Below are 11,889 nucleotides of genomic sequence, written 5' to 3'. Positions count from 1 at the left end.
GTCCGATATGCTCAAGTTGAAAGAAGAACTCAGAAGAAGTGTGCAGTATTTTATCAAGAAGATGCCCTGGTCTTATCAGGACCGCATCTACTACTTTCACAAGTTCAGAAAGCTGCCCAATCTTCGTCAGCCGAAGGTGTTCAACGAAAAGGTGCTTTACCGCAAATTTGTCTATGGCGATTACCAAAACTATGGTCGATTGTCAGATAAGTTTTGCGTACGCGAATTTATCGCTGAGAAGATTGGCAGTGAATACCTGATCCCGTTGGTACATGAAACCACTGATCCGACCACCCTGAACAGTTTGCCTTGCTGGAAGGGGACGGTGATCAAACCGAACCATGCGTCTAATATGGTGGAAATTCTGCTTGAGGAGCCGGACACGCTACGTAAGCAGCAGATCATTCATGACTGCTATCGCTGGTTAAAAACCGATTTTGCGAACGAAGCGCGTGAAATTCATTATCGCTACATCAAGCCGCGCATTCTGGTGGAGCAGTACATCGGTGATGGCAAAAGCGCGCCTGTTGACTACAAGTTCCACATGTTCAACAAGCGCGATGGCAAATTTGAATATGTGTTACAGGTTATCTACAACCGTTGCCAGCCGCTGCTGTCAATGAATTTCTATGTGAATAACCTGACTGAAGCCTTTCATACGATTCGCGATACCGGACTGGATATTTCCAGCGTTATGCCGTCGCTGCAACATGCGCTTGATATGAGCAAGAAGCTGGCCAGTGATTTCGATTATGTGCGCGTTGACTGGTATATCCATGAAGAGCATATTTATTTCGGCGAGCTGACGTTTACTCCTGGCGCAGGTTTGGTGACAGGCTTAGATCGGGGGCTAAATCAGATAATGGGAGATATGTGGATTCAGGACTGCCGCGGAACACAGAGACCGGGCGTCACAGTACAGGATGTTAATATCCCTGCCATGTTGAAGAAAATTTAAACGTACACAGCAATATAAAAAACCCCGCCTGGCGGGGTTTTTTATTGGAAATTTTTAGGGCATTGGCCAGTCAGCAGGTGCCTGGCTCATCACCTGAATAAAGGCATTCTTCGAGATTTCCATAAAATTGTGCACATTTTCCATGCTCAGAGTAATCCCCATCAGGCCGGTTACAAACCAGCAGGTCATACCTAAGCCGATGCCGCCACACATAAAGGCCATAACATGGTGACTGTCCTGACGGAGTTTGTTTTTCAGCGTGCTGGCAAAAAACATCATTACGGCGCTCAGCAATTCCCAACGCATTACAATAAGACTGGTAGTTAACGTAGCCATCGGCTCGACCTCAATAAATCAGTAATGATCCCTGACAATCTGCGGACATCACCGGCGGAGGAAAAGCATGCCAGGTAGTGCTTTTTCTCCGTCAACCCAAGGTCATAATGTGACTTGTATCACATTATATCATCCGATTTTAATTTTTGAACAAAATTTGTATCTGGTATGGTAGAAAAAACTGCTGGAAGATTGAGCGGAATGCGGCGGGTGAAAAAAGAGAAGGAAAACAAAAGACAAGGCGCGCCCATAAGGACGCACGGCTATTTAACGAACGGGGCAGCACTCACCGGTAGTGCGTTGGGTAAAACTGGCGATATTTTCGCTGCAATCAAAGCTTAGCAGACGGGGACGCGCAATAGTCTGACGGCGCATCGTATGACGATAGGCTGTCGGCGTTTGTGAAAACTGACGACGAAACACGCGTGAGAAGGTTTGCTGCGAGTCGTAACCATACTGCATCGCAATATCAAATACCGGACGTTGCGTCTGGCTCAGCGCTTCAGCGGCCAGCGTCAGGCGACGCTCGCGAATATATCCACCCAGCGTTTGTTTCGTCACAGTACGGAACATACGTTGCAGGTGCCATTTCGAATAACCCGATTTTGCTGCCACTTCATCAATGGACAAACTCTTGTCCAGATTTTGGTCAATCCAGTGCGTCAGGGTATGAATTATCTCTTCTTGCATCATGGTCTCATCCTTCTGGTGATGATTTTCCCCGTCGTGCTTCATGTCTTATGCCAGTAAGCGCGCTGCTTTCCTGAAATATGAACGCGTTGGGGAGAATGATGGATTCGTTGTTCTGATGGGGAACGAGTATAATTCCTCAAGTTAACTTGAGGTAAAGAGCCAAATGAAAAAAGATCGCAACTACCCAAAACCGGTTTTAACGCCGGGCGAAGTGGCGCGACGCAGTGGCGTCGCCGTATCCGCACTGCATTTCTATGAAACTAAAGGGCTTATTTTCAGTACGCGCAACGGAGGTAATCAGCGACGTTACAGCCGCGATGTGCTGCGACGTGTGGCGATCATCAAGATTGCACAACGCATTGGCATTCCGCTGGCTACGGTGAGCGACAGCCTGGAACACATTCCCGCCAATAAACGCATGTCAACTCACGAATGGGATGCGCTGACCCAGCACTGGCGTGAGGAGCTGGATAAACGTATCGAAACCCTGACTCGCTTGCGCAACGATTTAGATGGCTGCATTGGCTGTGGCTGTCTTTCAATGCGTGATTGTCCGTTACGCAATCCCGGTGACCGTCTGGGGCAACAAGGCTCAGGTGCGGTATTGCTCGACCCTGAACAGGGAGACAAGCTGCCCGAGCCTGAGTGACGTCTATAATTGGCTGACACAACCTAACAGGGCATCACGATGATTACCGTTCACCACCTTGAACATTCGCGCTCGCATCGCGTGCTGTGGCTACTGGAAGAGCTGGAAGTGCCTTATCAAATCAAGCGCTACCAGCGCGAATCCACCCTGCTGGCACCTGACGCATTAAAAAAAGTTCATCCTTTGGGCAAATCGCCGGTAATCACCGACGGAAACCGGGTTATTGCTGAATCGGGCGCGATCCTTGAGTACCTTGAGGGTAAATATGACGCAGAATATCGGCTGAAACTTTCTGACGAAGAGGAGATGCTGCAGTCTCGTTACTGGTTGCATTATGCTGAAGGATCGCTGATGCCTCTGCTGGTGATGAAACTGATTTTTGGCCGACTCGGGCAGGCACCGGTGCCCTGGCTGCTTCGTCCGGTTGGTGGCGCGCTGGGGAAAGGCATACAAAAATCCTGGCTGGATAAACAGCTAAAACCGCATACGCAGATGATTGAACAACATCTTGCTACGCATCAATGGTTTGCTGGAAAACGTTTTAGTATCGCTGATATTCAAATGAGTTTTCCGCTGCTGGCGTTAAACCAGCGCGCCGGATTACAGCATATGCCCGCCACGCAAAAATGGCTGGAAACCGTGAAGCAGCGTGCCGCCTGGCAGCGCGCCATCCAGCAGGGTGGCGATATTAACCTGCCTGGCTGAATCTTTTTTTGCGTTGCGCGACAATCGTTTCACACCGTTGCGCAACGCCTCCTCATGATAAGAAAAGTCTATTACTTCAAAGGCCAGGCGTTGCGTAGAGTTTGTTGCGCAACGGAGCACAGACGCTGGCGAAGCTCCCCGGTGAAATATTTATCCTGAACAATGCCCATCAGGCAGTTGAAAATATGCCAGCAAACGCCGGATAATCGTTTGCCTTTTTATTTGCTCATCTTCGAATGGTCAATTATCTGCGGTAAGGTAAACGTTTGCCTTCCGTTTGCGACCTGTTGGCGCAAACACTTTACCCAGGGAATTCAGGGCAGCGGTCGCAGGGCGATCCACACAACAAAAAACTCTTTGAGGCTCAATTATGTCAAATGAATCACGCCCGGCCAGTGGAAAACTGGACGCCTGGTTCTCCATCTCTGCGCGTGGCAGCAGTGTACGTCAGGAAACTCTGGCGGGACTGACCACTTTTCTGGCCATGGTCTATTCGGTGATCGTTGTGCCCGGCATGTTAGGCAAAGCCGGTTTCTCACCAACAGCGGTATTTGTCGCCACCTGTCTGGTTGCCAGCTTCGGCTCAATTATTATGGGATTATGGGCTAACCTGCCGATGGCCATTGGCTGCGCGATTTCATTAACGGCTTTTACTGCGTTCAGCCTGGTGCTCGGTCAGCAGATCAGCGTGCCGGTGGCACTCGGTGCGGTATTCCTGATGGGGGTATTATTCACCCTGATCTCAGTTACCGGCATCCGTTCATGGATCCTGCGTAATTTGCCGATGGGCGTAGCACATGGCACTGGCGTGGGAATTGGTTTGTTTTTGCTGCTGATTGCAGCAGATGGTGTGGGCCTGGTGGTAAAAAACCCGGTAGCGGGTTTGCCGGTCGCGCTGGGTCATTTCGACTCATTTCCAGTCATCATGTCGCTGCTGGGGCTGGCAGCTATCATTGGGCTTGAAAAGCGCCGCGTACCGGGTGGCATTTTGCTGACTATCATCGCTATTTCGCTACTGGGTTTGATTTTCGATCCGGCGGTTACCTATCGGGGATTATTCGCCCTGCCGAGCCTGAAGGATGCCAATGGTCAGTCGCTGGTATTCAGTCTTGATATTATGGGCGCATTACAGCCGGTTGTGCTGCCAAGCGTACTGGCACTGGTGATGACGGCGGTATTTGACGCCACCGGCACAATCCGTGCGGTAGCAGGACAGGCGAACCTGTTGGATAAAAACGGGCAGATTATTAATGGCGGCCGCGCATTGACCACCGATTCGGTCACCAGCCTGTTTGCCGGTTTGGTGGGCGCATCGCCTGCCGCGGTATATATCGAATCGGCAGCAGGCACAGCCGCAGGGGGAAAGACCGGTCTGACGGCGATTGTGGTTGGCTTGCTGTTTATGGTGATTCTGTTTATGTCGCCGTTAGCCTACCTGGTGCCAGCCTACGCAACCGCCCCTGCGTTAATGTACGTTGGGCTGCTGATGCTGAGCAATGTCGCTAAAATCGACTTTAATGATTTTGTTGATGCGATGTCTGGGCTGCTGACCGCGGTCATGATCGTCATGACCTGCAATATCGTGACCGGTATTATGCTCGGCTTTGCGGCGCTGGTGGTAGGACGCATTTTTGCCGGTGAATGGCGCAAGCTGAATACAGGCACAGTGGTGATTGCCGTTGCCCTGGTTGCGTTTTACGCGGGAGGTTGGGCGATCTGACTATTCAGCCGGGCGTGCAGCCGCACGCCCAATATTTTCTATTTTTTTATCTTTTGTCGCACGCGAGGCAATCTCCTGGTCTCGCGTTTGTTTTACACTTTAGCGCTCACGATATTGACTAAAAGACTTCAAGGCGTCTAAGGAAAGCATGGAAATCTTTTTTACTATTCTCATTATGACGCTAGTTGTGTCGCTTTCTGGCGTCGCTGCTCGCATTCTTCCTTTTCAAATCCCGTTGCCGTTAGTGCAGATCCTCGCGGGTGCGCTGCTCGCCTGGCCACACTTCGGTCTGCACGTCGATTTTGATCCTGAGCTGTTTTTAGTGCTGTTTATTCCGCCGTTGTTGTTTGCGGACGGCTGGAAAACGCCGATCAGCGAATTCCTGCATCATGGTCGTGAAATCATCGGATTAGCTCTGGTGCTGGTGTTAATTACAGTCGTCGGTATTGGCTATCTGATCTACTGGATGGTGCCGGGGATTCCGCTGATCCCTGCCTTTGCGCTGGCGGCCGTGCTGTCGCCGACCGATGCCGTAGCGCTTTCCGGTATTGTTGGCGAAGGGCGCATCCCGAAAAAAATTATGTCGATTGTACAGGGTGAGGCGCTGATGAATGACGCGTCTGGCCTGGTTTCACTCAAGTTTGCTGTCGCGGTAGCGATGGGAACCATGGTGTTTACCTGGGGCGGTGCCAGCATTGAATTCCTGAAAGTGGCCGTTGGCGGTTTGGTGGCTGGCGTGGCTGTTTGTTGGCTGTACGGTAAATCGCTGCGTTTGCTGAGCCGCTGGAGCGGTGATGATCCAGCGACACAAACGGTATTACTGCTGCTGCTGCCGTTTGCCTCTTATCTGATTGCTGAGCATTTAGGCGTCTCGGGTATCCTGGCTGCCGTGGCGGCGGGTATGACCATTACGCGGTCCGGCATTATTCGTCAGGCGCCGCTGGCGATGCGTTTACGCGCTAACAGCGTCTGGCAGATGCTGGAGTTCGTGTTTAACGGCATGGTATTCCTGATGCTCGGCCTGCAATTGCCAGATATTCTGCAAACCTCCATTGATCAGGCAACCGCCGATCCTAACGTGGAATTGTGGATGCTGTTCGCTGACATCGGGTTGGTGTATATCGCGCTGATGGTAGTGCGTTTCGGCTGGCTATGGATCATGCAGCGTTTCAGCAAGCGGCTGCTAAAGAAAAAGCCGCTGGAATTCTCCAGTTATTCCTTTAAGGAGCTGCTAATTGCTTCTTTTGCTGGCGTACGCGGTGCCATCACTCTGGCGGGTGTCTTGTCCATTCCGCTGTTTCTCAGCAGTGGCGAACCGTTCCCGGCCCGTTATGAACTGGTATTTATCGCTACCGGCGTGATCCTGTTTTCGCTGCTGATTGGTGTGATCATTCTGCCGATTCTGCTGCGTGGCTACGACGGTATTGATAAATCCAGCCATCGCCGCGAGCTGCAAAATGCCCGGGCGGTCATGGCGAGCGTGGCGATTGAAAGCCTGCAAAAGATGGAATCCCGGCTGGAAAATGAGACCGAAGAGAATATTGATCCTGAGCTGCTGAGAGAGGTGAGCTTGCGCGTGATTGGCAATCTGCGTCGTCGCGCCGAGGGCAAAAATGACATCGATCACGCCCTGTTTGCTGAAAATCTGGAGCGCCGTTTCCGTCTGACCGCGCTGCGTGCTGAGCGCGCCGAAGTGTATCACCTACGCGCCACGCAACAAATTTCGAACGAAACCATGCAGAAATTGCTGCACGATCTCGATCTGCTGGAAGCGTTACTGATCGAGAAAGAAGAGTAAGGCGTAACGCCGCGTCTTTAAACGGAAAGACGCGGCGCATCACCGGGCCAGTATTCGCGACAGCAGGCAATCCATGCTTGCGCGCTTCGCGACAGATAATGGCCTTCGCGCCAAATAAGTCCCAAATTCCACGTCAATTCTGATTCCAGCGGCAGCCATAACAAGGACTGTTTATCCAGCCGTTGGCAAATTGGCTCCGGCAAAACGGCTAAACCCATTTCCGCCTGGACCATCGCCGCCAGAAAATCCCATTGTCCGCTGCGTACCGCGATGTCTGGCGTTATGCCAAGCCGCTGGAACGCTTGCATTAACTGGCGATTCAGTGAGAACTCTTCATTGAAAATCAGCAGCGGGTGTTCAGCCAGTTCAGGCAAAGCGATATGGCTGCGACTCAGCCATTCAGCGTGGCGTGGCAACAATACGCACAGCGGATGACGCATCAGTGGCAGCGTGTTGAGCGGCAATTCGGCATCGACCGGTAGCGCGGTGAGCGCAATATCCAGGCTGCCGGCCAGCACCGCCTGCTGCACAGTTAAACCGCCGAACTCCGAGATTTTTAGCTGCACGCCAGGATACCGCCGACGAAACGCTGAGATCGAACCGGCTATCTGCATCCCCACCATTGGCGGAATGCCGAGCCGTAGTTCGCCGGTTTTAAGCTGGTTGATGTCGCCAATTTCCGCTTCCAGCTGATGAAATTCTTGCAAAATCATTAAGCCACGCTGATAAACCGCCTGACCGCTATCGGTAAGATGCAGACGCCGTCCATCGCGTAAAATCAAGGTACAACCCAGCTCTTCCTCCAGCTGGCGCAGCATTTTGCTGATCGTTGGCTGCGTGACAAACAGCTTCTGCGCCGCGCGGGTAAAACTTTGCTGGCGAACAACTTCGGTGAAGTAACGCAGGGCGCGGACGTCCATGAACTATTCCTTTTTGGCATGATTTTAATAATATTAATTCATTTTTTTCACCCTTTGTTCGCGATTTATACTGAGCACTAAAATTTACGGGGAGAAAAAATATGGCGTCAGCGCTCAGTCCGCGAAGAGCGGACATGCTGCAGCGACTCGGAGTACCGTTACAGCTGGTGCTGTACATCGGAGTATTTATGGGTTGCGATCGCCTGGTAAGCTGGCTGCATTTGCCGCTGCCTGCCAATATCATCGGCATGTTATTAATGCTGCTGCTAATCATAACGCGCATATTGCCGCTGAGCTGGGTCAAAGCCGGTTCGAACTGGCTGCTGGCGGAAATGCTTCTGTTCTTTATTCCGGCGGTGGTGGCGGTAGTTAATTATGGCGATCTGCTGCGCGTTGAAGGCTGGCGTATCTGTCTGGTGATCGTCATCAGTACGCTACTGGTACTGGCTTCCACCGCATGGGTCGTTGACCGGATCTATCGCTATGAAGTGGCGCGCGAAGCGCGTAAGCAGGACGATAATGCGTGATTTCACTCTTAGCCTGCTGTGTGTCGCGATTACGCTGCTGATCTACTACCTCAATAAACGACTTTATCGCCGCTGGCGCACGCTGCTGTTAATGCCGCTGGTCATGACGCCGCTGGTACTGGTGGCGCTGCTGCTGGTAACGCATATCAGTTGGCAGGATTACATTGCCGAAAATCACTGGCTGTTGTGGCTGCTGGGGCCCGCTACGCTGGCTTTTGCCGTGCCGGTGTATGAAAACATCGCGATTATTAAGCGTCACTGGCTGTCGCTGAGCGCAGGCGTATTGACCGCAACCGTGGTCGCCGTGTGCAGTTCGGTATGGCTGGCACGTTTGCTGACGCTACCGGAATCTATCCAGCGTAGCCTGGCCGTTCGCTCCATCACCACGCCGTTTGCCTTAGCGGCGGCCAAACCGATTGGCGGCCAGCCGGATTTAGTGGCGTTGTTTGTGGTCATCACCGGTGTGTTTGGCATGGCGGTAGGGGATATCCTGTTCTTGCGGATAGCGATCAAACAGGGCGTAGCGAAAGGCGCGGGTTTCGGTGCGGCATCGCATGGGGCTGGCACAGCCAGGGCTTATCAATTAGGCCAGCAGGAAGGCGTCGTATCAAGCCTGGTCATGATGCTTTCCGGCGTGGTTACCGTGGTGCTGGCTCCGCTGATCGCTCATCTGCTCTGGACGGTACAGTAGATTCCCGTCCTCTCTGCGATTGAGCGGCTTTTGTTTAAATAAGATAAAAACAGGGCAAAAAGTGCGCATAACGATTCACAGCGGCTGTTCCGGCCCCGTTGTCGCAGCTTTCTGCCATGACATGTCTGTTTACGTAAAGCTTTCCAAATTTAGTTGTCTCCACTTTTCAGGCTGTTACCCTTGCCGCCGAAATTATTGTCCTTCACGGAGTGGAATCATGTTAAAGCAACTTGTTACTGGAAGCGCACTGGGCCTCGTTTTGTTGAGCGGTGCTGCACAGGCAATCGAAGGAAGTGTTGATGTCGGTGAGCACAATACTAATCTGAATCTGGGACTCGGCACGACCTCGCCGGGGCTGTTTCTAAAAGGCAACTGGCTGCGCAGCGATCACGACGGCAGCACTTACGGTGTAGGTTTGGGCTACAACGTAGATGTGGGTCCGTTACGTTTAGCGCCGACCGCAAAAACGATCTTTACCCATCCAGAAGATGGAAAAGATGGCTTTGCGCTAGCGCTGGGAGCGGGTGCGGCTTATAGCTTTAACAGTATGTGGGGATTGTACGGCGAATATTACTATGCGCCTGAAGGGCTTACCGATCATCTCGACAGTTATCGGGAAGCTGCGGGAGGCCTGAGCTTTACACCAATTTCTATGCTGAATCTGCATGTTGGGTATCAGTACATTGAGCTGGACAACAAAGGTGGGCGCAAGGATAACGTGCTGGTAGATGGTCCCTACGTGGGCGCGTCACTGCGTTTCTAATCCGACAGAAAAAGAGAAGGGCGGCTTACCGTGGGTAGCCGCCCTTTTTTTAATGCGCCTTGCCTTGCTCGATTCCTGCACCGGTTTGTGAACGGATAAACTGCGCACGGAAGCGTCTGCGCTCCTCCGCGCCCTGTACCGAATTATCGGTGAGGGAGAATAACCAGGTGCCGACAAAGGCAATCAGCATTGAGAACAGCGCCGGATATTCATACGGGTAAATCGGCTCTGCGTGTCCTAAAACCTGGACCCAAACTGTTGGACCAAGAATCATCAGTACCACCGCCGTGATCAGACCCAGCCAGCCGCCAACCATGGCGCCACGCGTAGTCAGTTTTGACCAGTACATCGACAGCAGGATAATCGGGAAGTTACAACTGGCGGCAATCGAGAACGCCAGGCCGACCATGAAAGCGATATTCTGTTTTTCAAACAGAATCCCCAGACCAATTGCCACCACGCCAAGCACCAGCACGGTGATTTTTGATACTCGCAGCTCATCACGTTCGCTTGCCTGGCCTTTACGGTAAACGCTGGCGTAAAGATCGTGAGAAACCGCTGAGGCTCCGGCCAGCGTCAGACCGGCAACCACCGCCAGTATGGTGGCGAAGGCCACGGCGGAGATAAAACCGAGGAAAGTACTGCCGCCAACGGCATTCGCCAGATGTACCGCCGCCATATTGGTGCCGCCAATTAACGCACCGCTTGCGTCTTTAAAGGCTGGATTGGCGCCCACCAGCAGAATTGCGCCGAAGCCGATAATAAAAGTCAGGAAATAGAAGTAGCCCATAAAGCCGGTAGCCCAGAACACGCTTTTACGCGCTTCTTTGGCGTCCGCGACGGTGAAGAAGGGCAACCCCGCCGTACCAAACATCAGGCCAAGACCGAGTGACAGCGCCGATATGGGATCTTTCACCAGCCCGCCGGGTTGCATAATGGCTATTCCTTTAGGGTGCACTGCCATCGCTTCGGTAAACAGCGTATTGAAGCTGAAACCCGTGGCTTTCATCACCATTACGGCCATAAAGGTTGCGCCAAACAGCAACAAGACCGCTTTGATGATCTGCACCCAGGTCGTAGCGAGCATGCCGCCGAACAGCACATACATCACCATCAAAATCCCGACCAGCACTACCGCAATATGATAATCCAGGCCAAACAGCAGCTGGATCAATTTGCCCGCCCCGACCATCTGCGCAATCAAATACAGCGCCACGACGACCAGCGAACCGCAGGCCGATAAGGTACGAATCGGTTTCTGTTGCAGACGATAGGACGCCACATCGGCGAAGGTATAGCGGCCAAGATTACGCAAGCGCTCTGCAATTAAAAACAGGATCATTGGCCAGCCGACCAGGAAGCCGAGTGAGTAGATCAGTCCGTCGTAGCCCGAGGTATAAACCAGCGCGGAAATACCGAGAAATGAGGCCGCTGACATAAAGTCACCGGCCATCGCCAGACCATTTTGTAAGCCGGTAATATTACCGCCAGCGGTGTAATAGTCGCTGCGTGAACGGGTACGTTTCGACGCCCAATAGGTGATGCCGAGTGTGAAAGCGACGAACACCACAAACATAATAATCGCCTGGTAGTTAGTCGCCTGCTTTTGTACTTCGCCAGTCAGCGCATCAGCCATGGCAGCGCTGGGCAGCAGCGCTGCCAGTATCCATAACGTGAGATGCATCATGATTTCACCTCGCGAAGGATCTGCTTCGTCAGGCGATCAAACTCGCCGTTGGCGCGCCAGACGTAAATGCCGGTCAGCACAAACGAAACCACAATCAGGCCAATGCCGATGGGAATTCCGCGCGTCACGTTAGTGCCGGGATGAAGGGGAGTACCGAGCCAGGCGGGGGCGAAGGCAATCAGCAAAATAAAGCCGACATACAGCACCAGCATGATCAGTGACAGCAGCGTGGCGAAAGCCTGACGCTTATGAACCAGTTCATGAAAACGGGGGTTACGTTCGATCTGTTGGTAGATTGCATCCTGACTTGAAAGGGCGTCGTTCATCACAGTTTCTCCAGAGGATTTGCAGGCGTGAACCTCACGCAAGCGCGCGGTCAGGCCAAAATATTTTTATATGTGACTACAGAAACACACTACGTAGAGATTGAATGGCGGGAAGC

The 11,889-nt window shown here is 52.4% G+C and carries 13 protein-coding genes; 8 read left to right on the top strand and 5 right to left on the bottom strand.

The window, feature by feature from the left end:
* Positions 1 to 7: 7 nt before the first annotated feature.
* Positions 8 to 958 carry an ATP-grasp fold amidoligase family protein gene (locus QRY16_RS13465; protein ID WP_193405840.1) on the top strand — a complete coding sequence of 317 codons (951 nt, stop codon included), beginning with the start codon at positions 8 to 10 and terminating at the stop codon, positions 956 to 958.
* A gap of 54 nt (positions 959 to 1,012) precedes the next feature.
* On the opposite strand, the gene QRY16_RS13460 is transcribed toward QRY16_RS13465, so the two are convergent.
* On the bottom strand, positions 1,013 to 1,294 hold the full coding sequence (locus tag QRY16_RS13460) for a YjcB family protein (protein ID WP_193405841.1): 282 nt from the start codon (positions 1,292 to 1,294) through the stop codon (positions 1,013 to 1,015).
* A 267-nt stretch (positions 1,295 to 1,561) separates the two neighbouring features.
* Positions 1,562 to 1,987, bottom strand: coding sequence for a superoxide response transcriptional regulator SoxS (gene soxS, locus QRY16_RS13455; RefSeq protein ID WP_193405842.1), 426 nt, complete (start codon positions 1,985 to 1,987; stop codon positions 1,562 to 1,564).
* A gap of 163 nt (positions 1,988 to 2,150) precedes the next feature.
* Between soxS and soxR the strand changes: the two genes are divergently transcribed.
* From soxR to QRY16_RS13435, 4 genes are all read left to right on the top strand, one after another.
* A complete protein-coding gene (gene soxR, locus QRY16_RS13450; RefSeq protein WP_289776943.1) occupies positions 2,151 to 2,636 on the top strand; it encodes a redox-sensitive transcriptional activator SoxR in 486 nt (161 codons plus the stop codon).
* Positions 2,637 to 2,675: 39 nt separating this feature from the next.
* Positions 2,676 to 3,341: a glutathione S-transferase family protein gene (locus QRY16_RS13445; protein WP_193405844.1), complete on the top strand. Its 666-nt coding sequence runs from the start codon at positions 2,676 to 2,678 to the stop codon at positions 3,339 to 3,341.
* 370 nt (positions 3,342 to 3,711) lie between these two features.
* Positions 3,712 to 5,061, top strand: a complete 1,350-nt coding sequence (locus QRY16_RS13440) for an NCS2 family permease (RefSeq protein ID WP_193405845.1) — start codon at positions 3,712 to 3,714, stop codon at positions 5,059 to 5,061.
* 148 nt (positions 5,062 to 5,209) lie between these two features.
* Positions 5,210 to 6,859: a Na+/H+ antiporter gene (locus QRY16_RS13435; RefSeq protein WP_193405846.1), complete on the top strand. Its 1,650-nt coding sequence runs from the start codon at positions 5,210 to 5,212 to the stop codon at positions 6,857 to 6,859.
* 17 nt (positions 6,860 to 6,876) lie between these two features.
* On the opposite strand, the gene QRY16_RS13430 is transcribed toward QRY16_RS13435, so the two are convergent.
* The gene (locus tag QRY16_RS13430; RefSeq protein WP_289776942.1) at positions 6,877 to 7,779 is read right to left on the bottom strand and encodes a LysR family transcriptional regulator; all 903 of its coding nucleotides are present in this window, start codon (positions 7,777 to 7,779) and stop codon (positions 6,877 to 6,879) included.
* A gap of 101 nt (positions 7,780 to 7,880) precedes the next feature.
* On the opposite strand from QRY16_RS13430, the gene QRY16_RS13425 reads away from it, so the two are divergent.
* The 3 genes from QRY16_RS13425 (at position 7,881) to QRY16_RS13415 (ending at position 9,760) form a co-directional block, all read left to right on the top strand.
* Entirely contained in the window at positions 7,881 to 8,306 is a 426-nt protein-coding gene (locus QRY16_RS13425) for a CidA/LrgA family protein (protein ID WP_289776941.1), read from the top strand.
* Positions 8,299 to 8,997, top strand: coding sequence for an LrgB family protein (locus tag QRY16_RS13420; protein WP_289776940.1), 699 nt, complete (start codon positions 8,299 to 8,301; stop codon positions 8,995 to 8,997). Before QRY16_RS13425 ends, QRY16_RS13420 begins: the two co-directional genes overlap by 8 nt.
* 217 nt (positions 8,998 to 9,214) lie before the next feature.
* Positions 9,215 to 9,760 carry a YfaZ family outer membrane protein gene (locus QRY16_RS13415; RefSeq protein ID WP_289776939.1) on the top strand — a complete coding sequence of 182 codons (546 nt, stop codon included), beginning with the start codon at positions 9,215 to 9,217 and terminating at the stop codon, positions 9,758 to 9,760.
* A 49-nt stretch (positions 9,761 to 9,809) separates the two neighbouring features.
* Here QRY16_RS13415 and QRY16_RS13410 read toward each other — a convergent pair whose 3' ends face one another.
* Both QRY16_RS13410 and QRY16_RS13405 read right to left on the bottom strand, forming a co-directional pair.
* Entirely contained in the window at positions 9,810 to 11,447 is a 1,638-nt protein-coding gene (locus QRY16_RS13410) for a cation acetate symporter (protein WP_289776938.1), read from the bottom strand.
* On the bottom strand, positions 11,444 to 11,773 hold the full coding sequence (locus tag QRY16_RS13405) for a DUF485 domain-containing protein (RefSeq protein ID WP_193405852.1): 330 nt from the start codon (positions 11,771 to 11,773) through the stop codon (positions 11,444 to 11,446). The genes QRY16_RS13410 and QRY16_RS13405 overlap by 4 nt, the downstream gene beginning before the upstream one ends.
* Between the last annotated feature and the right edge of the window lie 116 nt (positions 11,774 to 11,889).

This window comes from Mixta mediterraneensis, assembly GCF_030283135.1.
Classification (GTDB): Bacteria; Pseudomonadota; Gammaproteobacteria; order Enterobacterales; family Enterobacteriaceae; genus Pantoea; species Pantoea mediterraneensis.
Note: the sequence above shows the minus strand (reverse complement) of the source record. Positions and strands in the feature narration are given on the sequence as shown.